The sequence below is a fragment of the Brevibacillus parabrevis genome (assembly GCF_003710905.1).
GTDB classification, from domain to species: Bacteria; Bacillota; Bacilli; order Brevibacillales; family Brevibacillaceae; genus Brevibacillus; species Brevibacillus parabrevis.
The window spans coordinates 67,648-93,281 of the sequence record NZ_RHHV01000006.1; the positions used below are offsets into that span (position 1 = coordinate 67,648).

Consider the following 25,634-nt stretch of genomic DNA (forward strand, 5'->3'; position numbering starts at 1 on the left):
GAGTTCCAGTTACTTACAAATCGCTAATCAAGTCCATAATGTCGTCCAGCTCACTCCGCGAAAGGTTCTTGTCCACAAAATCGCTCGGTGTCAGCTCGGTTTCTGTCTTTTGCAGGCAGTGGGCAAGCAGCGCATTCAGATGCGCTTGATAAAGCTCCAGCAGCTTGTCGATCGTCGCTTTGCGGTACTCATCGCGATGGTACTGTATGTGAATAGTCAGCTCTCCGTTGCTGATTTTGGCAAATACATCCAGTTGCTGCATGCGCTCAGCATTTGCTCCGCGCACGCTTCCCTGCGGAAGATGCGAAAGCGTGAGCCAATCGGTTTCCAGTCCGGCATCGAGCTGCTCCCATGCATGGACGACGATCTTTGGCTGGAGCGTAAAATCGTCCGGATGCTTGTGTCGAAGGTCAGTGAGCTGCTTGAGGATGGAATACCCGCTTCCTTGATGCGGAATCGCCCGCAGCATTTCTTTGACCTGCTTGATCTGCTCCCCCGGATCGCCTGACCTCGCAGCGGAGAGGACAACCGGGAACAGCGAATGGAACCAGCCCACCGTCCGCGACACATCCAAGCCTTTTGCTGCCGACTCGCGCCCGTCTTTTTCCAAAAAAACGGTGACATCGTCTGCTCTTGTCCAGTCCCGCAATGCCATGCCCAAGGCGGCCAGCAAAAGCTCCTGCGCTTCCGTCTGATAGGCGTGATTGGCCTCGTGCAGCAGATTGGCTGTCTCTGCTTTCGCGAAACGAATGGCTGCTGTCGCCGTGCTTTGTTCCGTTCGGGAAAGCGGCTCCTGATCTTGTGGCAGCGGACGGGTCGGGCTGGACGCGATTTTTCTCCAATAGCCCAGTTCGCTCGTCAGCTTCTTGCTGTTGGCTGCGTTGTGCAGTTCTTCCGCCCAGCTCTGATACGAGTGGGTTTTGTTTGGCAAGGCGATTGGCTCGCCCGCAGCTTTTTGCTTGTAGGCGGTTTGGAAGTCTTCCAGAATGATCCGCCAGGAAGCTTCGTCTACAACCAGCTGATGAATCGCCAGGAGCAGATGGTCGCCTGTCCTCGTCATGAACAGCGCAGCCTGCACGAGCGGCCCTTCCTGCAAATTCATCCCGGATTGCAGTACGTTTGCTTGTTCCTCCACTTTTTCCGCTATATCCAGCTCCTCCGTGCAATCAAACACATGGAAGCCGAACAGCTTGCCTTCGTTCCCCTGATGGAACTGGACAATCCCCTGCTCTGTCTCGCGAAAACGCATGCGCAAGGCATCGTGCTGCAAAACGAGCGCGTTCAGCGTCTCGACGACCCACTCACGCTCCAGGCCATCCCGGCAAAACAGCATCCTCGCCTGGTTCCAGTGGTGTCGATCAGCTGTGATCCGTTCAAAGAAATCGCGCTGGATCGGCGTCAGCTTGACAAGCCCCTCTACCAGTCCCTGTTCGATGACGACCTGCTCGGACGTGACGAATGGGGCAATCTGTTCAATCGTCGGGTACAGGAACAGGTGGTTGATCACCATCGTCCAATTGATCCGTTGCAGTCGAGAGGCGATTTGCAACCCTTTGATCGAATCTCCGCCCAGTTCGAAAAAGTTGTCGCGAATCCCGACCCGTTCGATTCCGAGCACTTCGCCCCAGATGTGCGCCAAAGTCGCTTCCAGTTCCGTGCGCGGCGCTGCATATTCCGCTTCCGCTTTCACACTGCCGTCCGGTTCTGGCAAAGCCTTGCGATCGAGCTTGCCATTGGCTGTGAGCGGGAACTGTTTCAGCAAAACGAAATGGGCCGGAATCATGTATTCAGGCAGTTCACGGCGAAGCAACTCGCGCAGTTGACCGACTGTCCACTCCTGTTCGGACAGCAGGTAGGCGCACAAGTACGCTTGGCCGTTTTGATCGTTTCGGGCTACGACCACCGCGTCCTGAATCGTTTCCTCCTGAATCAGCTTGCTGCGGATTTCGTCCAGTTCGATCCGGTATCCGCGAATTTTCACCTGATGGTCCATGCGTCCGAGGTATTCGATGTTGCCATCCTCGCGATAACGGGCGAGATCACCCGTGCGATAAATCCGCTCGCCTTTCTCCAACGGATGAGGAGTGAATTTTTCTTCTGTCAGCGCTGGATTGTTCAAATACCCTCTCGCCAGACTTGCTCCTGCGATGCATAGCTCTCCTGGTACGCCGATTGGTTGCAGTTGTCCATGCCGATTGATGATATACATGCGATAGTTGGGCAGCGGCTTTCCGATTGGAACAGGACTTTCCTGCGAGCCTTTCGCGAGCGAGTAACGGGAAGCGTAAATCGTCGCTTCTGTCGGGCCGTAGATGTTTTCCAGCTTCACCTCTGGCAATACTTCGTACACTTTTGGCACGAGTTCATCCGGCATCGCTTCGCCGCAAGCCAAGATGTACCGCAAGCGATTTGCTTCTGTTCGCCCTTCCAAATACTCGACAAACGGGATCAGCATGGAGGGCACGAAGTTGATGTGGGTAATTCCCGCTCCGACTACCGCCTGCCAAATAGCCTTCGGGTTCTTTTCCGCCTCCGGTTCCAAAATCACCAGTTTGCCACGACCCGGAACCCACCCGAAAATTTCCGCGACTGAAATATCGAATATGTAGGTTGTCTTGAGCAAGAAGGCATCGTCCTGCAAAAGCGGGTACTCGTCCTGCATTCCGTGAAGCACATTGAGCAGCGCTCCGTGCTCGATCATCACGCCTTTTGGTTTTCCCGTTGAGCCGGAAGTGTACATGACATACACCAGGTCGCCTGGCTGGTTGACCAGTGGCGGGTTGCTCGTATCCGCCGCATAGCTGCTCGCACTGTTCAGATCAAGGACCACTTCCGCCACGCTTGCCTTTTCCACAAACGGCGACTGTGCCAGCACCAGCTTGGCTCCGCTGTCTGCGAAAATGTAGGCGATTCGCTCCGCCGGACTGTGCGGGTCGATGGGCAAGTACGCTCCGCCCGCTTTCAACACAGCGAAAATCGCCACCATCATCTCGACCGACCGCTCTGCCATCAGCATCACGAGATCGTCAGGTTGCACCCCTTTTTCGCGCAAAGTGTGTGCCAACTGGTTGACCCGCTCGTTCAGCTCGCGATACGTCACGCGTTGTTCGCGGAAGACTAGCGCTGTTTTGTCAGGGGTAGCCGCCGCCCAATCCTCCAGCATCGACATGATCAGCTTGTTCGGATACGCCTTGGCTGTATCGTTCACCCGCAAAAACAAATCGCGTTTTTCGTCTTCCGTTACCAGTTCAAACCTTTTCACCTGTTGGTCCAGCCCGTGCACGGCTTGCAAAAGCAGGTGCTCAAACTGCGCGACCATGCGGAGGATCATTCCCTCGTCAAACAGGTGCGTGTTGTATTCAAACACGATGTTCAGCCCGTTTTCCCGCTCCAGGACTTCGAGTGTCAGATCGAACTTGCTGATCCCGGCGTTTATATGGTGCATGTTGCTCTCCAGCTCGGTTTCCGGTGCGCCTTGCATCATGAACATCACATCGAACAACGGGTGACGGTTCCCTTCCCGCTTGACACGGGCAGCCTCAAGAATTTTGTCAAAAGGCACGTACTGGTTTTGCAAAGCCGGCAAAAGCTTTGCCTTGACCTGTTGCAAGTTATGTAAAAAGCTTTCTTCATGATCAATGGAGAGCAAAAGCGGCAGCGTATTGACGAACATCCCCAGCAGTTCTCGCGTATCTGGATGCTGTCTGCCGTCCGTAACGGTGCCGAGAATGACTTGATTGCTGTCGCTGTTCATTTTGGACAGCCAGATGGACACGATCGTGAGCATCAGCATGTACAGAGTCAAGTCATGCTTGGCCGCTGTCGCCTTGAGCTTTCGCGTAATTTCCGGGTTCACGCGATACATCTGGATCGCTCCGTCAAACGTCAACTGCGGCGGGCGTTTTTTCGTCGGAAGTTGGACGGCGGGAAGCTCTCCTTGCAAAAGCGTTTTCCAGTACGCTATCTGCTGTTCGTATTCGTCGCTTGCGAACCATTCATTTTGCCAGCGCGCAAACGACTTGTACGTTTTTTCCACAGGCGACAACACCTGCTGTCCGAGCAAAGCTTGCAGCTCGCGCGCCAGGATCGACTTGGACAGACCGTCCAGCAAAATGTGATGGGAATCGAACCAGAGAACCTTTTTGTCCGCCGTCTCAATGACTCCCGCCCGCAGCAACGGCGCTTTCGCCAGATCGAACGGCTTGATCTGCTCCGCAAGCAAGCTTTGTACCGACTCCTCCTCGCCAGTCTGGCGCACAAAGGACAGCTCTGCCCGAGGAACAATCCGTTTTACAATCTCGTCGCCGCGCATGTGATACGTGCTGCGCAAACCTTCGTGCCGCAGCACCAACTGCTCCAGGGCCACCCGAATTTGCTCCGTATCGACAGTCAGGGGGAAGTTGATCGTATAGACCACGTTGTAGGCAATCGACTCCACATCTTGCTGCTGGATGATGTACATTCGCTTCTCGACGGCGGAAGTCTCGTACTCCGCTTGCTCGTCCAGCTCTCGCAAAGGCTCCAGGCTCACCTGCTTTTGCTCCGTAAGCAGACGTTTCAACTGCCGGATGGTCGGATGCGTGAAAAGCTGGTCGTATCTGAGCGAAAGCCCGATGTTTTTGAGCTGGTGAATCAGCTGCATGACTTTGATCGAGTCTCCGCCTCGCTCCAGAAAATGGTCGTCGATCCCCATTTGCGGAATCCCCAGCACGTGGCTCCACACCTGTGCCAGTTGCTGTTCAAGCTCATCAGTTGGCGCGACATAATCTTCCCCCAGCAACTCCGCATCGGCCTGCACGTCTGGCAAGGCGCGCCTGTCTACTTTCCCATTCGCGGTCAACGGGAAAGCCTTCATGTGAACAAAGTACGTGGGGATCATGTAATCGGGGAGATCGTTCCCGAGCCATTCCCGCAGCTCGCCATGCGGAATTTCTTCAGGAGCAACGTAATAGCCAACCAAGTATTTGCGCCCGTCCGCTTGCTCCTTCGCCAATACCGTTGTCAGTTCAATCAGCGGATGATTCATCAAAAATGGCTCGATTTCTCCTGGCTCGATGCGGTATCCGCGAATTTTGACCAAATTGTCCAGGCGGCCGAGAAACTCGATGTTTCCGTCAGGCAAAAAGCGTGCCCGATCGCCCGTGCGGTACATTCGCTCGCCCGTCTGCGGATGGACGATGAACTTTTCCGCCGTCAGCTCCGGACGGTTCAAATATCCGCGCCCCAGCCCTTCCCCGACAATAAACAGCTCGCCTGCCACCCCGATCGGCTGCAACGCCAGCGCTTCGTCCAAAATCAGGATGCGGGTGCGGTCAATCGGCTTGCCAATCGGAATATTCGCATACGGCTTGTCCACCTCGAACATCGTCACCATGATGGTGCACTCTGTCGGCCCGTACCCGTTGTAGAGCTTGTACGTTCCGTTCCGCTCGATTTTTTTCAGCACATCCCCGCCCGTAATCACCACGCGAAACGACTGGTTGTCCATTTGCATGAACTGTTCAGCGGCACCCGTCGGCAAATAGCTGATCGTGATCCCTTCCTGGTTGCAGTAATCGTTTAAAGCGTCCAAATCGTACTTCCGTTCGGAAGGCACGATGTGCAGCGCAGCGCCAGCGAGCAAATGCGTAAATATATCCAGTGCAGACCCGTCAAAGGAAAAACTGGAATAAACCAACGCCTTGTCCGCAGGGGTTACGCCAAAGTACGGCCGATACCACTCGCAAAAGTTGACCAGATTGTGATGCTCGATCATGACGCCTTTTGCCAAACCTGTCGATCCTGATGTGTACATGACGTACACGAGGTCATCCGGGCGATTGACGTGCGGCAAATTGTTCGTGTTCTCGCTGTAGCTGTCAGGATCGTGCACGTCGATGATGTCGCAGGCACCGTTCGCTTTCTCCTCATGCAAAGCGTTTGTCAGCAAGATCGCGGCACTGCTGTCAGCCAGCATGTAGGCAATCCGCTCTCCCGGATAATCCGGGTCGATGGGCACATACGCCCCTCCTGCTTTCATTACCGCGAGAATGCTCACGATCATGTCCAGAGACTTGTCCAGCATGATCGCTACCTGATCGTCAGGCTTGACGCCTTTGCCCCTGAGATGGTGCGCCAGCTGATTGGCCCGTTCGTTTAGTTGCTTGTATGTCAAGGATTGGCCCCGATCGACGACAGCCACGTGGTCTGGCGTCATCTCCACCTGCTGTTCGAACAGCTGATGGAACGTTTTGTCGATCGGCTTTTCGCCCCGTTTTGGCTCTGCACAAAGCCGCTTTAATGCCAACAATTCTCGTACTGTCGTCATGTTCAGGTTTTTGTAAAAATCCCGGTCTGCTTTGAAGTGGAGCGTTCCGCCAGCAGTTTGCCGATACGGAGCGATCCGTCCATGCACGATATTTTCCCACTCGCGAATGAACAGTTCCTCGATCGCCTGATTGGCTTTGTTGTAACAATCGAGCAGAGTATCTTCGTCGGCAAACGCAATCTCTTCCTGCACGAGAATGTCGCCTGTATCTACATGCTCGTCGATGAGGTGGATCGTCACGCCCTTGGGTGTCTCGTCCCAAACGCTCCAGAAAACAGGATCTCGTCCCTTGTTCCAGGGCAAAAGAGAAGGATGAAGGTTGATGATGCGCCCGCGAAACCGGGAGACGATTTCTTTGTCCAAAATATACCCGTATGCATAGCTGACAATCCAGTCGATCTCTTGCAAATTGGCCGACTGCGCGTGCACTTTTTCCTGGCAGATGACGACTTCGTGGTGTAATGATTCCAAGTACCGTACAACTTTGTTTCCTTTGCTCATAAATGTTGTTAGGAATAGTATTCTCACAAAAACACCACCAGTACTTCCTAAAATTTCGTTGACAAAAAAGTAACTTCGAATGAAAATCTTTGGTAGATACCAATTTTGGTACTTTTTTACATAACACACAAAATCATGTTAATTTGTAAACAGTTAACGGTCAAGGTCTTATATTTGACAAATGAATGCAATCAGCGATGATAAACCTGGAAAAAACTTGATTTACGTAGGGATCGCGGCGTTTTCCGTTACGGAATAATTTGGTATAAAAATCCAAAAACCTGATTTTCTGGCTGGTTCTGCGCGCCAGAAGCTGACAGGAAAATGGACAGGCCAAACGTGGCGGAATGAGAGGAAGTGATCCAGCAAGCAATATGGAATTTTCGTGAACAATCACTGTGAAAGGAGGTTTTAGAATCGACCATCAAGAAGGAATGGTATATATGTAAAATAATTACAATTTTGTGAATGTCAAGCGAGGAAAACTTCAGAAAAAGGTGATACTTTGTGGAGCATGTAATCGAAATTAAAGATCTCAAAAAATCGTTTGGCGACAAAAAAGTTCTGAACGGTATTTCTCTCTCGATTGGCAAAGGGCGAATTTTTGGTCTGCTCGGCCCGAATGGCTCGGGAAAAACGACTACCATGCGCATCTTGTCCTGCCTCATCGAGCCTACCTCTGGGGATATCACCATCCTTGGCCGCCAAATCAGCACGCACAAAGAAGAGATTCGCAAAAAAATCGGTTGTGTCACAGAATCCCCCGGTGTTTACGACAAGCTTTCCCTGTTGGACAACCTGGAGTTTTTCGCCGCCTGCTACCAGATTCCCAAAGCCAAGCGCGCTTCCCGCATCGAATATTTGCTTCGCCAGTTCGACTTGTGGGACAGAAGAAATGATCCTGCCGGGCGACTGTCCAAAGGGATGAAGCAGAAGCTTTCGATCATTTGCGCGATTTTGCACGATCCCGAAATCTTGTTCCTCGACGAGGTGACCGCGAACCTCGACCCCGTCAGCATTCGCAAGCTGAAAGATTTGATTCGTGAATGGGCCGCCTCTGGCAAGACGATCATTTTTTGCTCGCATATCTTGACCGAGGTTGACGAGCTATGCCATGAGTTCGCCATTATCAAGGGGGAAGTCATTCGCTTGACCACTCCGCAGCAGTTCCGTGAAGAATGGACCACCTACAATGTGATCCTCGATGTCGGATCGGATGTGCAAAAGTCGGAACAGATTATCAGGGAAGCGAAGGAAGTCGAAGCCTACAAGCGTTCGGAAAATCAGTTCCACCTGAGAGTAACCGATCCGGAGACAGCCAACCCGCAGCTGATCAAAAAGCTGGTCGCAGCCGATGTCACTGTCAAATACATAACGCCTCTCTCTGTTTCGCTGGAAGACTCTTACCTGAGCTTGCTCGATCAAGAAAAGGAGGCGATCTAACATGCCGACATTCGTCATTCTCCGCGAGTGGAAAGAACTGTTTGCCAACCGTTCCGTGCTGATTACGAATCTGGCCGCGCCATTCGTGATCTTGATCATGGCTTTGATCACGACTGTGTTTGCCCAAAATGGCAAGATGGAGTTCGTCCTCACCTTGATGAAATTGACTAATCCGCTGCTGAATATGGCTGGAGACGATGGCCAGATCGCGATTGCCCGCTTCTACTTCCTCCTGTTTTTGATCGTCCCGGCGATGATCCCGCTGACCTTTGCCACCACGAGCATCATCACGGAAAAAATGACAGGGACATTGGAGAGCGTGCTGGTCACTCCCATCTCGACCAAGGAGTTCTTGCTTGGCAAAATTCTTGCCTTCGCCTTGCCGTCCGTTGCGCTGACTTGGGTCATCCAGCTCATCTTTTTAGGCTTCATCTTTGCGAGCTTTGACAACGCCAGTACCCATTTTTCCATCGTTTTCATTCTCGCGATGATCCTGCTCGTCCCGTTTGTCTCGATCATCAGCTTGTCCTTGAGCGTCGTAGTTTCCTCCAAAGTGGACAACGTCGCAGCAGCCCAGCAATTCGGTGCCTTGCTTGTACTGCCGATCATCGGACTCGCCATCAGCCAGGTGATTTTCCTCTCGATGATGAGCAATCCGCTGATCTATCTGGGCCTGGTGACAGGATGTGCCGTTCTCGCCCTGATTACGTTCCAGATCAGTGTCAAGCTGTTTGACCGCGAGCATATCATCAGCAAGTGGAAATAGCGAAAAAACCGCCTCCTGCAATCGTTGCCGTCCGCGATTGCAGGAGGTTTTTTCGTGCTCCCGCTTTTTCTTGCCATGCGAAAAAGGGCTACCCGAAGGCAGCCCGCAGTCGGCTACATGATTCGTTACCTCGCGCCAATGACGGCTTTGAGCGTCTGGGTAATCGTGTGCCAGTCTTCTTCTTGCATGTGCGAATCCAAAGGTCTTTGCAATTCCGTCAGCACATCATCCACATAATGCTCCCGTCTCATGCCTACGAGGACGCTGTGTACCTCTGGCGTAGCGCGCATCGTACGGATCGCCGTCTGGCTCAGCGTATCCGTCGCCACGAGATGCGGTCGCACTCTGGACAGCTCTGTGCGGATGTCTTGCGCCCGCTGGTAGTCTTTCGGCGTATAGTAATTCTTCAACGCCTGGGCGGCTTCCGTGAGCGCTTCCTTGTATGTATCCAGCCAGCGCAGCGTCTCTTCGCCTCCCCCGCCATGCTTCTCGATCGTTTTGCGAATATCCGTAATGACCGGATCAAACAGCATCGTTTGCACGTTGTTTACGTTTGCCGAGGAGTACAGCTTCTTCCAATACTTGCGCAGCATTGCGCCAGCTGATACTTTTTTCTTCAGCTCTTTCACTTCTTCTTTTTCCATTTTCAACGCAGGCAAAATGTGATAAACGATATGGTCTTCCACATCATCCACGCGATCCAGGCAGGCTTTGATTTGCTGGGTCGCTTCCTTCTCGTCGATGACCGTGTTCTGATCCAGGCGAATGTCTGTCAAACGGAAAATTTTGTCCTTCGCCGTGACGTCGAGCGTCCGGTTGGTCATCACTCCGAGTGCTTTTTCCTTGGCAAACAGCAAGGCACTCTTGCCCTGCGCATGGCTTTTTTCCAGCAAGGCACCCGACTCGTACATGTTCATCGGAAACTGGATCACGCGAAAATGGTGGTTCGGCGTGATCGCCTCCGCAATCTCCCAGAGCGTATCGAGCGCAACAAAGTCAAATTCCTTTGGATTGCTGCCAAACGAGTTGGCACTGACTCCGTAGCATTGGATTCGCCCTGCCTCGACTTCTTGTTCCAAGTGGCGAAAAGCTTTCCCGATTCGCTCCAGCAGCTCTTCGTACGCTTCCTGTTGCTTGATTTTGTTCATTTTCGCCCACAACATATACCATTCCGGATTGTGCAGCATGTAACAATCGATCATGTCCAGCTGCAAACGCTCCAGGCTGCGCGTCAGCTGATCTCTCAAATACTCGGGATGGATGCAAATCGACATCCCCTCATGCACGGTCGTGAAGTCCTGGTACGGCTTGCCTTCCGCCGTCCGCTTCATCGTCTCTTCAGAGTCCTCGCCGACCACAATGCCTGCCTTGGATACGATCACAAGCTCTTCCCGCTTGATTTTTGCTTCCTCCACAAGCTGTTTCAGGACGCTGCCGATGACTTTCTCCGCGCTGCCGTTCGCGTACATGCTGCTGGTGTCGATCAGGTTGATTCCTTCGAGCAGCGCTTTGCGCAAGGCGTGCTGATACTGTTCGTCCTGTTCATCAATGCGATACGTTCCGAATCCGACCTGGCTGATCCAAACCTCGAAGCTGCCAAACGGCTTGTAAGCCAGATGCGGATTGGCTTGTGCCAGTCGCTGTGTCCCTTCCAGTGTCGCTTTTCCTGTAATCATCCGATCCCCCTGTACCCAACCAGATAGCTTTGTAATGTTGATTCGATGATCGACAAAAGTTGTTCCTGTTCCGAATGGAGAAAGAAATGGTCGCCTTGCAGCATGTGCATTTGGAACGAAGCACTGGTGTGCTTTCTCCATGCTTCCATGTGCGCCACGGTAATGTCGGGGTCCTGCCAACCGCCAATCGCCGTCAATCCGCAACCGAGCGGCTCTTCCTCCTGGTATTGATACTGCTCGCAGATCGTAAAGTCCGCCCGCAGCATCGGCAGAAGCATTTGCAATATCTCTTCGTTTTCCTCGTTTTCAAAAAGCTCCTTCGGCGTGCCGTTCAGCGTGCGCAGCCCTTTCAGAAACTCGGCGTCAGGCAAGTGATGGATCGCTTCACCCGGATCAGGCAGATGGGGCGCATGCCGTCCTGAAGCGAACATATGCCGCGGCTTGATATCGTACTCGTTGCGCAAATATCTGGCCAGCTCGAAGCTGACCAGCGCTCCCATGCTATGTCCAAAAAAGGCAAACGGGCGATTCAGATGGGGCAAAAGCGCTTCCGCCAGCTCGCGGATCATCACGGACAAGTCGGTGTAGTACGGCTCCATAAACCGATTGCTCCTGCCTGGCAGCTGCACGGGGCACACCCCGATCTGCACAGGCAGCTTTTTTTGCCACTCGCGATAGATGCCGGCATGTCCGCCTGCATAGTGAAAGCTGAATAAAAGCACCTCTGCCTCCGCCGTCATTTTCGGGGAAAGCAGCCAACGGCTCGGGGAAACGTGTGTCTTTTGCATAAGAGATCCTCCTTGGATTGCTAGGGAACGATGTTGATTTTTGCGCCGTCTTTCAACTGGGACTGGCCTTTGATCACAACTTTGTCTCCCTGCTTCACACCAGACTCGATCAACGTCATCTCTGTTCCTTTCAGCGCGATCGAGATTTCCTGTTCGGCCACTCTTGTTTCATTCACGACGTAGACGACCGACTTCCCATTTCGCTCCACAATCGCGTCGGTCGGTACGAGAATACCAGCCTGTCCTTTTTTCGCAGACACTTCGGCCTTCATTCCGGGAAGCAGCGTGCCTTTCGGATTCGGCACTTCAATTTCCACAGGGAACAGCCTTGATTGCTCAGAAGCGCTCAGGCCGACGTAGGAGACACTTCCCTTGACCTTGACGCCCTGGGACGGGACTTGCAAATCCAGTTGCGTGCCTTTTGGCAAGCTGGGCAACGCTTTTTCGGAAACGTTTACCTTCACAATGACCGGATCGAGGTTAATGATCGTCGCAACAGGCTTTTGCAGGGTGATCGTATCCCCTTCCTGCACGAGGATTTCCGTGACAATGCCGTCGACGGTAGCCTTGATCAGCGTGTTGTCCAAAGCATTTCGGGCGATATTCACCTCGGCTTGCCCCTGCTGGACATTCGCTTTCGTGACCCGTCCGTTTTTATCTGCCTGATTTACTTGTGTGCGGGCATTGTTCAAAGCTGTTTCCGCCTGATCCAGCTGGCTCTGGTACTGATTTTTCGCCTGCAAAAACGCATTGTGGGCGTTTTCCAGCTCGCCCTTCGACATGGCGCGCTGCTCATACAGCTTTTTGGCCCGGTCGTAGTTCGCCTGTGCCAGCTCCATTCCTTGCGCAATCGAGCCTTTCGCATTCGCATACGTTTGTTCCGCCAGCTTCAACTGACTTTCGGCCAGTTGCGTGGACGTTCCCATCCGGTTTGCGCTTTCCAGATTGGCTTTGGCGACGGCCAAGCTCGCTTCTGCCTGTTGCAGCCTGAGCAGCGCCTCGGTATTGTCCAGCTTGGCGATGACTTGTCCTTTTTTGACGGCGTCCCCTTTTTTTACGAGGATTTGCGAGACGGTCCCGCTCGTTTTGGCGAGGATGCTCACATCCGTATTCGCGAAAATTTCCGCCAGCAGCTTGTCCGACTCTTTCAGCTCGCCCTCCGTCACTTCCGCTACTTTGACGTCGAGGGAATTTTCCGCTTTGATCATCTCGATCTCCGTACCGGACGGTTTTTCGCTTTGCGCCTGTCCTTTGCTGCTCTCTTCTGTTGCCGTGCTTTGTGCATTGCATCCTGTGATGATCGCAGCTCCGATCAGGCAAACCACACCTGCGTTGATTAGCTTCCTCTTCTTCATTCCCGAAAAGCCCTCCGTCTCTACCCAGACTTTTTCATATCGCGTAAACTTCGCAGCACTGAAATAAACATATCCTCACCTGGCTCCATATCTGGTTCTTGGGTATCAGGAGTAAAAAACTCTTTTTTGATCCGGTACAACAGTTCATACCCGATCGGGACGACGATCAAGGTCAGGATCGTCGAAGTAATCAGCCCGCCGATGACGACAATCGCCAAGCTTTTCGTCATCAAGGCCCCTTCTGAAAAGCCGAGGCAAAGCGGCAAAAGGGCACAGACCGTCGCAACTGCCGTCATGACAATCGGACGCAAGCGTGTCAGGCCCGCTTGGACAACCGCCTCGCGCATGGAAGCACCCGCCAGCCTCCGCTGCTGGATATTGTCCACATAGACGATCGCGTTGGTCACGACGATGCCTACGAGCATCAAAAAGCCGATGAGCGCTGTCGCATCGAGAACGGAGTCTGTCACGAACAAGCCGAACAAGCCGCCAATCGCAGCCAATGGCAGTGACAGCAAAATCGCAAGCGGCGCCGTCGCATTGCCAAACGTGATCAGCATGACGACGTACACGATGAAAATCGCAGCGCCGATGGCGAGCAGCATGTCTTTGAAGCTCTTTTCCATGTCGCTTGAGACGCCTTCGGATGACAGCGTGACGCCGTTCGGCAGCTTTTCCGCTTTGAGCATGGCAAACAGGAAACTGCTCGCGCCGCCTTTGTTATCGCTCGTAATATCAGCCGTAATCTGCACGAATTGTTGCTCATCCTTGCGATTGATCTGGGACTGCACTTTTTCCTGATCGATCTCGACGAAGTCCAGCAGTCGTACTTGCTGTTTGCTCGGCGTTTGAATGTAGACGTTTTTCAGCTCATCCAGCGTTCTCGCGTGATTGTCGCTCAGTCCAAAGGACAGATCGTAGTCTTTTTCGTTGATTTTGATTTTTCCGATTTTCGTGTCTGATACTAGGAGGTTCACTTCTTGCGCCACCTGGATCGGCGAGATTCCCAGTTCTGCGGCTGCGTCCCGGTTGACCTTGATGACGATCTCCTTGTTCACGTCGTTCAAATTGTCGCGCACGTTGGTCAACAGCGGACTTTCCTTCATTTTGGCCTTGACGATTTCGCGTGCCTCTTTCAACCGTTCCAGGTCCGGCCCGTGCAGGATGAGCTTGAACTGATTGCTTTCATTGCTGCCCGGCTTGGTCAACACCATTTCGGTTCCGATCGGAATATCGGGCTTGATGATGCCCTCCCATTTTTTAATGGCCTGATCGAGGTTCACGTCATCCCCTGTTTTGATCAGCAGAACGGCTTCGTTCGTCCGGCGGATGTCCGCTTCCTCTTCAGAACCAAGGCTGCTCTGTATCGAAGCGACTCCCGGCTGTTCGCGCAATTTGGCTTCGATCTGACTGACCGTTTGGTCGAGGGTGTTGAGCTGGGTCCCTTTTGGCATCGTTACTTGAACGAATATGTATTTGGCTTCCGAGTCAGGCAGCAACCCGTATTTCATATAAGGAAGCAAGGCCAGACTCGCTACGAACAGAACAAAAGACAAAAGTCCGACCGCTGGCTTGTGGTTGAGCGACCAGTGAAGCAGCTTCCGGTACAGATTCGTCCCTTTGCCCGGCTCATGTTCCTTGATATTGCGATTTTTCAGGATGATGAGCTTGGCCAGCAGCGGAACGATCGTCACGGCCACCAGCAACGAGGCGAACAACGAGCAGACGACGGTCAGGGCAAATGGCCGGAATACTTCTCCAATCATCCCGCCGACAAACACAATCGGCAAAAATACGGCAGTGGTGGTAAACGTCGATGAGGTAATCGCGTGGAGCATTTCATGGGTAGCCATCTGAATCAGGCTTTCTTTGCGTTCCTTGTTCAACTGCAAATGGCGGAAAATATTTTCGATCACGACGATGCTGTCATCCACGACCCGCCCGACAGCGACTGCCATCCCGAACAAGGTAATCATGTTGAGCGTGATCCCCATCCAGGACATGAAAATCAGGCTGACCAGGATCGAGGTCGGAATGGAAACGAGGACGATCATCGTCGCTTTCACATGGCGCAAAAACAAAAGGATGATCAGGGACGCCATCACGGCTCCGAGCAGCCCTTCCTTGAGCATGCCGTTAATCGAATTTTTGATATCGAGGGACGTGTCGTAAATCGTGGTAAAGGTCAAATTTGGGTACTCGGCTTGCAACCGGGCTATTTTCGCATGGATCGCATCGCCTGTTTCTACCGCATTGGCGTCCCGTGTTTTGTAGATGTTGATGCTGATGCCATTTTGGCCGTTAAAACGGCTGATCGAGTGAGCTACCTGGTCAAAGCGGACGTCCGCGATGTCGCCAAGCCTGACGTAAGCAAGCCCGTTTTTCGGATCTCCCGGGAGAAACAGCTTGGTGTCGCGAATATCTTCTACATGGAGGTAGCGGCTTACGACGCGAATGATTCGTTCTTCGCCGTCTTCGGTGAGCGTCCCGATCGGCATCGCCACGTGGCTGTCGAGCAACAGCTGCTTCAACTGGAGCGGAGAGATTCCGTAATAGTTGAGTGCATCGACGTTCGGCAACACTTTCATTTCTTGCCCTTGCCCGCCGACTGTCGACACTTTATCAACTCCGGCAATGCCTTCCAGCTCTTTTAGCACCGTCTCCTTTACTTCGCTGTCAAAGGAGTCCGATCCGCTGTTTTGCTCCTTGTCTGCCACATACAAATAGTAGACAGGCTGACTGCTGAATCCTTGGATCATGACTTGCGGTCGGCCTGCTTTGGCGGGAAGCGAGATGCCGGAGACTTTTCGTTCCAGCTCATCCCGGACAGCCTGTACGTCCGAGCCGGTCTCCAAATAAATTTTTAGCACGGAGCTATTGCTGTTCGAGTAAGATTCCAACGCCTTGATGCCTGATACATGACCCAGCTCTCGTTCCAACGGTTTCGTCACATCATCCAGAACGTCTTCCGGCGATGCCTCCGGGTAAGGAGTGCTGACAAGAAGCACAGGAAAAGACACATCCGGCATGTGCTCCACCTTGAGAGACATGGCAGCAACGATTCCACTTATGACGACCAGGAGGCTGATAATGATGATTGCTGTCGAGTTTCTAAGCGAAAAATTCGTGAGAAAGCGCAAGGAATGCCCCCCTTTATTGCTAATAAATTCCAATTACTATATTACGCTTAAACGATTTCCCTTTTCAATAAATTTCCATTAAAATTAAAAATTGCTTTTCATTACCTTTCAAAAAATTGTGCGTTTTGGGCAATGCTGCCCCTTCTCCCACGGCATTGCCCAAAAACAATCCCGCTCCCTTAGCTTAAAAAGCCGTGCAGCAGGATATCCCCGATCGCGTGAGCAATCATCGCATACTCCAGCCCGCGCTTCCAGTAAAGGTAGCCAAACAAAATTCCCGCCACTCCGTTAAGCGCAATAGTGCGAATGAACAACAGCGGAGTAATCTCGCCAAAATAAGTGGCGGCCGCTGGCAGATGGCCTAGCCCGAACAAAAAGGCTGCACCGACAATTCCGATCCAGTACATCCAAGCCTTGGGCGAGGAGTGACGCCCAAACAGCTTGCTCAAAATCCAGACGATCAGCGTCATCATGAACAGCCGCACCATGACTTCCTCGTACACCCCGCCCTGGATGGAGGTGAGGACACCTGCCCAAATTGGCGTATTCAAGGCTTGTGCCTTTTCCGTGAGAATCGGCAAGAGCGGTTGGAAAATCAGTCGTTCCAGCAGGTAGATCATGAACGTCCCGAGCAGCCCGAAAATGACCGCTTGCACGATGCCTTGCCTGTTAAAAGTCGCACCGCCAGTTTTGTACATCCAATTTCGCAGGATCGGAGCATCGAGTCCGACCTTTCCTGCCAGCGTCAGTCCAGCCCATGCCAGCAAAAACGCCGAGATGCTGCCCTGCACGACAAACAGCACGATCACGGCGGGCAACGGCAGCGGCACCACAGCGAGCGCATCCCCCACCATCGCTAACAAATAAGGCGTAGCCGCGATAAAACCGATCGCACTGATCCCTGCCAAGAGCAAGGCAATTTTCACATTTTTCATCGTACTCTCCCCTTCCGGATTTTTTTGGCGAAGTAGTAGCTGCTCCCGATAGTGATCACAATCGTCGCCACGACGACCAGCAGCAGCGCAAACGAGTGGATCGGCTGCGGCAAAAAGGCAGTGAGGACAATGAGAATCCCGCCGAGGAAAAACACGCGGGAACCGAAATGATGCGTCATTTTCCACACTTGTTCACTGCCCAGCGCCCATGGCGTGCGTATGCCGATCAAATAATTATGGCGAAAGCGCGGCATGAAATTGCCCATCGTGATAAACAGAACGCCCAAGATCAGCGTCACGAAAATGGATATGTTTACCATATATCCGTAACCATATGCGATGATCAAACCGTGGATGACGAGAAGCGCAAACATGAGCGTATTCAAGATCGCGTCTTTGCTGCTCTCGAACTTTTGGTAGTTCTGCCTGCGCCAGAGCGAGGACACGAAGATAACGACCATCATGATCGGAACAAACGAGACACCCAACAGTTTGGGCGCAAATCCATTCGGCTCGCCATTCATGCCCCAGTGAATGGTCATTTTGTCAGGCATGGATGGATAACAGATCAGCCCCATCGCCACGCTGATCAGAAAAAACAAAATCGTCAAACCCGAGATTTTCATGTTATGACTCCTCTTTCGCATGAAATTGGATAACCCATTTCAAGAGATCTTGAAACACGGTGGTATTTAAGGAATAGTAGATGTTTTGGCCTTTTCGCTCGTCGAAAACCATCTCCGCCTGCTTCAACAGATTGAGGTGATGGGAAATGCTCGGTTTCGTCATTGCAAAATGCTCGGCGATTTCGCCAGCCGTCATGTCTTTCTCCCGCAACAAGTCAAGCATCTTTCTCCTTGTCGGATCAGACAGCGCCTTAAACGCATGATTCATGGACATAGTTCATCGATCCTACTTTCGGAACATCTTTATTAGATATTTAGAAATTTATCGAAACAACTAACCAAAAAATACCATGGAAAATATACCCAGTCAATAGGTAAAAAGATTATCACTATCCATAAATTGTATGTTATAACTGCACAAAAACCCCGATCATCCAGCTTCCTGCGGGAACGAAGCATCGTTCCAGGAAGTTGGACGGTCGGGGTTTTACCGTTTTCTTCTGGCGCTTATCGCTTATTTCACCAGATCACGCATGATGTCTTCCACTTTCACATCGGTCGTGATCAGCTTTTCTTGTTTCATCCAGTCGATCAGCGTCTGCCACGACTCGGCTGTCATCGCACCGAACTTTTTGTCGCCTGCGTCCATCAGCGGAATCAAAATATCGAGGCTTTTTGTCTCGATGTCTTTTTCCAGCGGGAACTCCGCGGCTTGTTTGGCGAGCAGCAAATCGAGCGCTTTTTCCTTGTTGTTTTTCACGTAGTCTTGCCCTTTGGCAATCGCGCGCAGGAAGCCTTCTACAGCCTGTTGCTTTTTGCCCAATGTGTCGTCGCTCGTAGCCAGCACAAGCTCATAGTAGTCCGGCACGCCGAAGTCGGATGGCTTGATCACGTTGACAGGCACACCGTTTTTCTCCAAAATGAGCTGCTCGTGATTGATGTAGCCGCCTACTACCGCATCGACCTTCTTCGCGGTCAAAGCCGGAACGATGTCAAAGCCAATATCGGTGAAGGACAGGCCGGAATCGTCCGCGCCAGCATGCTTGACGACTTGGCGAACGATCGACTCGTCGAGTGGAATGGACGGATAGCCGATATTTTTGCCCGCCAGCTTTTGCGGACTGTCGATCTCGCCGTCTTTGCGCGTCATGATTACATTCAATGGATGGCGAACGAGCGCCGCTACAGAAACGACAGGAATGCCTTCCGCGCGCGCCTGAATGAGCTGCGGCTGGTAGCTGATCGCCAAATCTACTTTGCCTGCTGCCGCCATTTTCAGCGGATCGTTGCTGTCAGAAGGCATTTGCAGGTTGACCTTGAGGTTTTCTTCCTTGAAAAAGCCTTGTTCCTCTGCGGCGTACAAGAAAGAGTGCACGGCGTTCGGGTACCAGTCGAGAGCTACTGTCAGTTCGGCAGGCTCTGCCGCTTTTTGTCCCGGAGTAGCTGTTTCCGGCGCAGTCGTGCCTGCTCCAGACTGATTGCCGCACGCAGCAAGCCCGGTGGCAAGCGTCAGTGCCAAAAGCGTTTTGGTCCATGTACGAATTGGTTTCATCGTTGTTCTCCCTACTTTTCTCACTTGGATGATTGGTGTTTGTTTTTTGTGTGCGGGGAAAGCTGGCGCTCGATCCGGCCGACGAGCCAGAACAGGAGCATTCCCAGGACAGACAAGAGCAGCACAGAAGCGAACAAAGCTGGCGCCTGAAAATTGCCGGACGCCCGTCTGCCGAAGTAGCCAAGCCCTTCGCTCGCCCCCAGCCATTCGCCGATGGTTGCCCCCGCGACGCTGTAAGTCGCGGCTACCTTTAATCCGCTGAAAAAATGCGGCAAGCAGGACGGCAGTTGAAGCTTCGTGAATATTTGCCAGCGGTTGGCGCCCATCGTCTTGATCAGCTGCAGCATCTCTTGATCGGTGGAGCGCAGACCGTCATACGTGTTGACGACGATCGGAAAAAACGTAAACAAGATCGTCACCGCGATTTTTCCCGATAAATCGTACCCGAACCATAAAATAAATACGGGTGATAATGCTATAATTGGGATCGTTTGGGATATGACGATATACGGATAGACCAGTCGTTCGATCAGTTTGCTCATGCTCATGGCAAAAGCCAGCAGCACACCAAACACAATCGAGACGGACAGCCCGAGCAGCACTTCTTTCAAGGTCGCCCACAAGTGCACACCGAGCAGCGACTCGCGCAAATCCCAAAGCGCCACAACAACCGTGCTTGGCGGCGGCAAAATGAACGGAGGCACGGCAAATATGCGGCAAACGGCTTCCCACGCGGCGAAAAAGATCGCGATGGAGATGCCGAACCAAATTCCTCTGCTCATCTTGCCTCCCTCCCCAGCAATTGCAGCTTGGTCTGCTCAGCTCGCAGCAAGCCCCAAATTTCTTCGCGCAAAGCCAAAAAGGCTGGTTGATTCCTGCTCGTGACAGAGCGAGGACGCGGAATGGTGACATTCAACTCTACGGGTGTGCGGATCGGCTTGCCGAGCAGGACGATCACACGGTCTGCAAGCAGGATCGCTTCGTCGATGTCATGCGTAATCATCAGCATCGTGCTGCCTGTTTCCTGCCACTTGTCCATCAGCCACTCCTGCATGTCCAGGCGCGTAATTCCATCCAGCGCACTGAACGGCTCGTCGAGCAACATGAGATCGGTACCGGACAGCAAGGCACGCAAAAAGGAGACGCGCTGCCGCATGCCGCCGGAAAGCTGGGCCGGATAGGCATCCGCCCAATCTTGAAGTCCGTACCTGGGCAGCTCCTGCCGCACCCGCTGCTGCGCTTCCTTTTTGGACATCCCTTTGATTTCCAAGGGCAACGCCGCATTTTCCACAATCGTGCGCCACGGCATGAGCAAATCGCGTTGGGGCATATAGCCTACTTGCCCCAACCGCTCGTCCATCCGTGCCTCCCCTAGCCGGATTTCTCCCTGATCCGGCTGCAAAAGTCCTGCGATCAGCTGGAACAACGTGCTTTTTCCGATCCCGCTTGGCCCGATCATGCTGACGAACTCGCCTTTTTTCACCCGCAGATCAAAATCTTCGAGAATCGGCGTATGGCTGTACGAAAAGCGGACTTGGGAAAAAGCTAGTTGATCGCGCACGGCCACATTTCCTCTCTATAGGCCATATCCCAGAACATGTACTCCATCTTGGACGTATTGACGAAATACTCTTCCAGTCTCGCCAGCTCCTGCTCGTTTTTGCCCTCTGCCAGCTCGTTCATGATGTCGATCAGCCAGATTGCCAGCTGACCGAACTCATCCGAGCTGTACATGCGCACCCACTCGCCATAAAGCTCGTGATCGACTGCCCCTTCGACCTGGGCCAATCGCTTGCCGATCTCCCAATAGCTCCACGTGCACGGCAGCAGCGAGCTGACCAGTTCTGCCAGCGAGCCTTGATGCGCGACACGCAGCATGTAGCTGGTATAGCCGAGCATGACAAAAGACGGCTCTGTCGCTTCCAGCTCCTCGCGGGAAATTCCGAAGCGCGCTGCGTATTGGCGGTGCAGCTCCATCTCCGTGTTCAGCGTCGACTCCTGCAAAGCGGCAAAGCGCGCGCTTGTTTCCAGATCGTATGCTTTCACGCTTGCGAGCGCAAACATTTTGGCGTAGTCGATCAGGTAGATGTAGTCTTGCTTCATGTAAAATTTGAATGCGTCCACTGGCAATGTCCCGTCACCAAGTCCGGTAACAAACGGATGCTGGTGAACCTGCTCCCAGATCGGAGCCACACTGCGCAACAAACGGTCGGTAAAAGTCGCCATGCTTCCTCACTCCTTTGCTTCCTTCGGCGTATTGCACCAACTGGCGATGAAGCGGGCCATGATCTGGGCAAACTGGACGAGCTGGTCAGGATCGATCGATTCGTCTACGGCGTGCGCATGCTTCAGTTCGCCTGGCCCGAACAGGACAGCGGGGATTCCGGCATGGGCGAACCAGCCAGCGTCCGTGACCGTTGGAGACATGTCCACGACGGGTGCCGCGTGCAGCTCGCGCTCATAAGCCGCTTGCAGCTGGGCGAGTGCCGGATGATTGGCGTCCAGCTCCAGGGAAGGGAAAATTTCTCCCCGCTCCTCGATCATGGAGCGACCGCCCCAGCGAAACACGGGTGGATGTTCCCGCAGCCACACATCGGCCGCCGCCGCTCTTCTAATATGATCCTCGATCTCGCCAATCATTTGCTCATATGATTCGTTCGGATAAAAGTGAACCGTAATCCACAAGGCGCAACGGTCGGCGATAAAGGCCGCGTGTCGGCCTCCTTCGATGACGGCCGGGTTGATGGTGTTGCTGCCGGCAGGAAAACCGGGATACGCTTTCATCACAGCCCAGTCGCGCTCCAGCTCTTGCAGAGCCGAGATTACCTTCATCATTTTCTCAATCGCAGAAGCTCCGCGCACTCGTCCTCCGGCATGGATCGTCTGTGCCCGCATGCCGTCGTGCAACGTAGTCGGGCTTTCAATCGTAATCCAGCCAGTGATGACGCCACCCTGCCCTTGCATATGCAAGTTGCTCGTGTCGACGACGACTGCGTAGTCAGCCTGGTAGCCGCGTTCAATGGCAACGAGCGTCCCCGCCTCTCCGGCTTCCTCTCCGATCACGGATTGGAACAGCAGATCGCCTGCCAGCTCGACGCCATGCTCGCGAAGCATTTGGATGGCGAACAAACTCGCAGCGAGCCCGCCCTTCATGTCCGCGACCCCGCGTCCGTACAAGCGACCGTCTGCGCCGAGCGTCAGCGAAAAGGGCGGATACGTCCAGCCCGTTTCGTCTCCAACCTCGGCCACATCGATATGCCCATTGACAATCAGGCTGTTTGCCCGCGCCGAATCACGGCCCGAAAGACGACCTACCACGTTGTCGTCGCCGGGGTAAACCTGGAAGCGATCCACCGCAAAGCCCATGTCTGCAAGCTGGCTTGCGATGACGGATTGCGCCTCGTCGCTGTTTCGCGCGGGCGGACTGACGGTCGGCTGGGAAACGAGCTTTGCCAACAGGGCGAACAGCTCGTCCTTGCGATTGGCGATCGACTCTACCGCTTCTGTCAGACGATCCACGCTACTCAATCATCCCTTCCACTGGGCTGCTCGCTTGCGCGTAACGTTTTTTCGGGATGCGTCCTGCCAAAAAGCCTTTGCGTCCCGCTTCCACGCCCAGCTTCATCGCTTCTGCCATCAAAACCGGATTGTCCGCGAGAGCAACAGCCGTATTCAACAAGACACCGTCTGCGCCCAGCTCCATTGCTTTCGCGCAATCTGCCGGAGAACCGATTCCCGCATCGACGATGATCGGCACTTTGGCGTCCTCGATGATGAAGCGCAAGTTGTTTTCGTTGACGATTCCCTGGCCAGAACCGATCGGCGACGCTCCTGGCATGACGGCATGAACGCCTACATCCTGCAAGCGCTTGGCGAGAATCGGATCGTCGTTCGTGTAAGTCAACACGATGAAGCCTTCCTCGACCAAAATTTTCGACGCTTCCAATGTGCCGATCGGATCAGGCAGCAATGTTTTCGGGTCACCGATGACCTCTACCTTGATCATGTCGCACAAGCCGGACGCTTTCGCCAGGCGGGCGATGCGCACCGCTTCCTCGGCTGTATAGGCTCCTGCTGTATTTGGCAGCAGAGTGAATTTTTTCAGATCGAGCTGTTCCAAAAAGTTCGGTTCTTGCGGATTTTCCAAATTCAGTCGGCGAATGGCGAACGTCAAAATTTCCGCTTCCGACACTTCCACCGCTTTCCCTTGCGTTTCCAAGTCTGCGAATTTTCCAGTCCCTAGCAACAAACGGGAGCGAAACTCGTAAGGTCCAATTTTCAAAGTATCCATGATGATCATCCTCCTCCGACAAAATGAACGATTTCGATGCGGTCTCCATCGGCAATCGGCGTTTGTTCATACAGGGAGCGGTCGATAATTTCTCCGTTGCGCTCCACGACCACGATTTTCTCTTGCAGGGAATACGAAGCGAGCAAAGCGCGAACCGTATTGATTTCGGCCGAAAGCTCTGCTGTTTTTCCATTCAGCACAACAACCATTGTATTCCTCCTTCTTGGTGGCACTTGCCGAGGGACAAAAAACGGCTTCCCTCGCCTGCCGGAAGTCACTCCAGTCAAACGGTGGAAGCCGTATACGTATCCAAACGGACAGATGGAATAAAAAAAACATCCGCCGTGGGATGGTTGAGTTGATCTCATCAACTGGTGCGCATCCTCTGCGAAAAATCTCGCAAACGACCGCCCTAGTGAAATCGATTCATATACCTCTTCCTCCGCTGGCATGACCCAGGTCAGGTTCAACGGTCAGTAACACACTCGTTACAATCTCAGCCAACGACGCTCGGCCCCCGTTTGGTAGTAAACCTATGCAATTGTCGTACGTTCGAGTATTACAGTACCACTCTATTTCGGGTTTGTAAAGGTTTCCTTGTGCATTGCTTCCAGTTCCGTCAGGCAGCGCTGTGCCCAAGCCGCCATTTTTCTCAGCTTGTCCATCTCGCTCTCCATGGCGATGCGCACAGATTCTTTGTACTCGGGCACCTCGCCGTTGTAACGCATCACTGCCGACACCGGGGCCATGAATTTTTCCAGATAAGAAAGCGCTGGACGCTGGTGGAACAGCGGCACGTCTACTTCATAGGAAGTGTGCAGATCGCCCTGTTGCGGGTATTTCGTCACTGCCAGCACTTTGACCAAAAGTTTTGTATCGTGAATTTCCAGCACTTCGGCGATGTATTCTCCTGTCCGCTGTTTGACGCGGACTTTGTCTCCGGGATTCCAGAACATGATAGACTCCTCCTTGCATTGTCGTTATGGTTGCGCGTCGTATTAAGCCAGCAGCTGGGCAAGCAGCTTGCGCGCGTGGGCAATTACTTCGTCAGCATGCGGCTCGGACTGTCCGCCGCCTTGGGCCATCGCCGGGTTGCCGCCGCCTTTTCCGGCAATCAATGGCAAGGTGTCTTTGATCAGCTGATTCACGGCGACATTGACTTCTTGCCCGCGTGCAAACACAAGCTGGGTTTTGTCGTCTGTTGCAGCCGCGAGCAGGCAGACGGCATCTGGAGCTTCCGCGACCATCAACTGGGCAAACTGCTGCAATTGCTGGATTGATTTGTCCGGGAACACACGGGCGATCACGCGCGCGCCACCCTCCCGCTCAGCCGTGGCGAGCTGTTTTCGCACCTCGACCTCAAGCAATTGTTTTTCCACTTCGGCGAGCTTGGCTTTTAGCGAATCGCGCTCGGACAAAACACGCTCCGCCTGGACGATCAGCTCGGCCTCGCTCGTGACGAGCAGCTTGGCCAGTTCGCGGACAGTCGCCTGCTTGCGCGTGTAATCCCGCAAAGCGCGCAAACCGCAAATAAATTCCAGGCGGATGTTCCCGCGATGGCGCTCCCAGCCGAGAATTTTGATGGCGCCCACCTCACCCGTGCGCGCTGGATGGGTTCCCCCGCATGGATTGTAGTCGTATTCGGGGATGATGACGACCCGGACGTTTTCTGTCACGGTCGGCTGCTTTTTCAACGGCAAGCTGGCAAGCTCCTCGTCGTCCACAAAACGGGCGATGATCGGATGATTTTCCAGCACAACCTGATTGGCTCGCTGCTCGACAGCTTCCCATACATCAGCCGTCAGCTCATCCAGTCGCACGTCGATGGTCACGCGCTCTTTTCCCAAGTGAAACGCAACCGTCTCCGCCTGGGCGACTTCCAGAAACGCAGCGGACAAAATGTGCTGCCCGGCATGCTGCTGCATGTGATCAAAGCGGCGATCCCAGTCGATTTGTCCCGTTACTTCCGTGCACTCTTCCGGAAGGGGCACTTCCAGCCGATGGCGCACTTCGCCGTCTACTTCCTCCACATCCACGACCCGGCATTCGTTCAAGCTGCCGAGATCGGAGGGCTGTCCGCCTCCCGTCGGGTAAAAAGCCGTCTGGCTCAACACGACATATGGCGTGCCATCTGCTTCCTGACCGCGCTTTTGTACGTGTGCCGCAAACGTTCTCGTATACGCATCCTGGTAATAAAGTCTGTCTTCCATGTTTGCTCCTTGCCGCCGGAAGGAAAAGACAACTGCTTTTTTCG

Annotated in this window: 19 protein-coding genes and 1 riboswitch; of the genes, 2 read left to right on the plus strand and 17 right to left on the minus strand. The window is 53.4% G+C overall.

The genetic code is table 11. From position 1 onward, the window contains the following. Positions 1 to 13: 13 nt before the first annotated feature. Positions 14 to 6,835: a linear gramicidin non-ribosomal peptide synthetase LgrA gene (gene lgrA / locus EDM60_RS06765; protein ID WP_122963283.1), complete on the minus strand. Its 6,822-nt coding sequence runs from the start codon at positions 6,833 to 6,835 to the stop codon at positions 14 to 16. 480 nt (positions 6,836 to 7,315) lie between these two features. Here lgrA and EDM60_RS06770 point away from each other — a divergent pair, with 480 nt between their 5' ends. Both EDM60_RS06770 and EDM60_RS06775 read left to right on the plus strand, forming a co-directional pair. Then, positions 7,316 to 8,251 (plus strand): ABC transporter ATP-binding protein, encoded by a 936-nt coding sequence (locus EDM60_RS06770; RefSeq protein WP_122963284.1) that lies wholly within the window; start codon positions 7,316 to 7,318, stop codon positions 8,249 to 8,251. A 1-nt stretch (position 8,252) separates the two neighbouring features. Then, positions 8,253 to 9,017: an ABC transporter permease gene (locus tag EDM60_RS06775; RefSeq protein WP_122963285.1), complete on the plus strand. Its 765-nt coding sequence runs from the start codon at positions 8,253 to 8,255 to the stop codon at positions 9,015 to 9,017. A gap of 125 nt (positions 9,018 to 9,142) precedes the next feature. On the opposite strand, the gene EDM60_RS06780 is transcribed toward EDM60_RS06775, so the two are convergent. From EDM60_RS06780 to EDM60_RS06855, 16 genes are all read right to left on the minus strand, one after another. Continuing rightward, a complete protein-coding gene (locus EDM60_RS06780; RefSeq protein WP_122963286.1) occupies positions 9,143 to 10,693 on the minus strand; it encodes an aldo/keto reductase in 1,551 nt (516 codons plus the stop codon). Beyond that, complete coding sequence (lgrE, locus tag EDM60_RS06785) at positions 10,690 to 11,481, minus strand: linear gramicidin aldoreductase LgrE (RefSeq protein WP_122963287.1); 792 nt, start codon at positions 11,479 to 11,481, stop codon at positions 10,690 to 10,692. Before lgrE ends, EDM60_RS06780 begins: the two co-directional genes overlap by 4 nt. 20 nt (positions 11,482 to 11,501) lie before the next feature. Next, entirely contained in the window at positions 11,502 to 12,836 is a 1,335-nt protein-coding gene (locus EDM60_RS06790; RefSeq protein WP_122963288.1) for an efflux RND transporter periplasmic adaptor subunit, read from the minus strand. A gap of 20 nt (positions 12,837 to 12,856) precedes the next feature. Continuing rightward, positions 12,857 to 15,976, minus strand: coding sequence for an efflux RND transporter permease subunit (locus EDM60_RS06795; RefSeq protein ID WP_122963289.1), 3,120 nt, complete (start codon positions 15,974 to 15,976; stop codon positions 12,857 to 12,859). Between the two features lie 179 nt (positions 15,977 to 16,155). Continuing rightward, positions 16,156 to 16,911: a CPBP family intramembrane glutamic endopeptidase gene (locus EDM60_RS06800; RefSeq protein WP_122963290.1), complete on the minus strand. Its 756-nt coding sequence runs from the start codon at positions 16,909 to 16,911 to the stop codon at positions 16,156 to 16,158. Further along, on the minus strand, positions 16,908 to 17,537 hold the full coding sequence (locus EDM60_RS06805; protein ID WP_122963291.1) for an SdpI family protein: 630 nt from the start codon (positions 17,535 to 17,537) through the stop codon (positions 16,908 to 16,910). Before EDM60_RS06805 ends, EDM60_RS06800 begins: the two co-directional genes overlap by 4 nt. Position 17,538: 1 nt before the next feature. Further along, positions 17,539 to 17,805: an autorepressor SdpR family transcription factor gene (locus EDM60_RS06810; protein ID WP_173596005.1), complete on the minus strand. Its 267-nt coding sequence runs from the start codon at positions 17,803 to 17,805 to the stop codon at positions 17,539 to 17,541. A 246-nt stretch (positions 17,806 to 18,051) separates the two neighbouring features. Then, positions 18,052 to 19,089 (minus strand): ABC transporter substrate-binding protein, encoded by a 1,038-nt coding sequence (locus tag EDM60_RS06815; RefSeq protein WP_122963293.1) that lies wholly within the window; start codon positions 19,087 to 19,089, stop codon positions 18,052 to 18,054. A 20-nt stretch (positions 19,090 to 19,109) separates the two neighbouring features. Next, entirely contained in the window at positions 19,110 to 19,871 is a 762-nt protein-coding gene (locus EDM60_RS06820; RefSeq protein WP_122963294.1) for an ABC transporter permease, read from the minus strand. Then, the gene (locus tag EDM60_RS06825) at positions 19,868 to 20,650 is read right to left on the minus strand and encodes an ABC transporter ATP-binding protein (protein WP_122963295.1); all 783 of its coding nucleotides are present in this window, start codon (positions 20,648 to 20,650) and stop codon (positions 19,868 to 19,870) included. The genes EDM60_RS06820 and EDM60_RS06825 overlap by 4 nt, the downstream gene beginning before the upstream one ends. Beyond that, positions 20,635 to 21,315: a thiaminase II gene (gene tenA / locus EDM60_RS06830; RefSeq protein ID WP_122963296.1), complete on the minus strand. Its 681-nt coding sequence runs from the start codon at positions 21,313 to 21,315 to the stop codon at positions 20,635 to 20,637. Before tenA ends, EDM60_RS06825 begins: the two co-directional genes overlap by 16 nt. A 6-nt stretch (positions 21,316 to 21,321) precedes the next feature. Next, on the minus strand, positions 21,322 to 22,617 hold the full coding sequence (locus EDM60_RS06835; protein WP_122963297.1) for an acetylornithine deacetylase: 1,296 nt from the start codon (positions 22,615 to 22,617) through the stop codon (positions 21,322 to 21,324). After that, a complete protein-coding gene (locus tag EDM60_RS06840; RefSeq protein WP_122963637.1) occupies positions 22,610 to 23,380 on the minus strand; it encodes a thiazole synthase in 771 nt (256 codons plus the stop codon). The genes EDM60_RS06835 and EDM60_RS06840 overlap by 8 nt, the downstream gene beginning before the upstream one ends. Positions 23,381 to 23,385: 5 nt before the next feature. Beyond that, positions 23,386 to 23,589, minus strand: a complete 204-nt coding sequence (gene thiS, locus EDM60_RS06845) for a sulfur carrier protein ThiS (RefSeq protein ID WP_063231021.1) — start codon at positions 23,587 to 23,589, stop codon at positions 23,386 to 23,388. A gap of 211 nt (positions 23,590 to 23,800) precedes the next feature. Further along, positions 23,801 to 23,911: riboswitch (TPP riboswitch) on the minus strand. A gap of 41 nt (positions 23,912 to 23,952) precedes the next feature. Continuing rightward, positions 23,953 to 24,336: a kinase-associated lipoprotein KapB gene (gene kapB, locus EDM60_RS06850; RefSeq protein ID WP_063231022.1), complete on the minus strand. Its 384-nt coding sequence runs from the start codon at positions 24,334 to 24,336 to the stop codon at positions 23,953 to 23,955. A gap of 42 nt (positions 24,337 to 24,378) precedes the next feature. Then, the gene (locus EDM60_RS06855; protein WP_122963298.1) at positions 24,379 to 25,590 is read right to left on the minus strand and encodes an alanyl-tRNA editing protein; all 1,212 of its coding nucleotides are present in this window, start codon (positions 25,588 to 25,590) and stop codon (positions 24,379 to 24,381) included. Positions 25,591 to 25,634: the final 44 nt, after the last annotated feature.